Origin of the sequence: Nitrosopumilus sp. b1, from assembly GCF_014078545.1 — an archaeon.
Lineage (GTDB): Archaea > Thermoproteota > Nitrososphaeria > Nitrososphaerales > Nitrosopumilaceae > PXYB01.
On sequence record NZ_MU078815.1, the window covers coordinates 1 to 501 of the forward strand.

The following is a 501-nucleotide window of genomic DNA, read 5'->3' on the forward strand; positions in this document are numbered from 1 at the left end:
GAACTCTATCTTTCATTGTTTTTGAATCGAAGTAAAAGATGCTATACAATTATTGCATCAGCTGAAGGAGGAGTCGAGATTGAATCAGTAAAAAATCAAATCATTAAAGAAGTAGGCTTGGGCAATGTTGAAGAAAATGTTGCAAGAGAAGTTGCAAAAGAAATGGGATTAGAAGGAAAAGCAGCAGATGATTTAGTTGAGATTTTACAAAAATTATCAAAGCTAACAATTGAGAAAGAAGCAGAACTAGCAGAAATTAATCCATTAGCAATTATCGAAGATGGTTCACTACTTGCCCTTGATGGCAAAGTAATGACAGATGATAATTCAAACTTTAGGCATGAGGAGCTCATGAAATATCAAGAAATATCAGAGCTTGAAGAAAGAGCAGAAAAAAGTGGATTCTCACTTGTAGAATTAGATGGAAATATTGCAGTCGTTGGAAATGGTGCAGGACTAGTAATGTCTACACTAGACATGTTATCAGATAGTGGTGGAAAA

1 protein-coding gene is annotated in these 501 nt (G+C 34.5%); it reads left to right on the forward strand.

The window, feature by feature from the left end:
• A partial coding sequence (locus tag C6988_RS11080) for an ATP-grasp domain-containing protein (RefSeq protein ID WP_342752394.1) occupies nucleotides 1-501 on the forward strand: 501 nt, incomplete at both ends.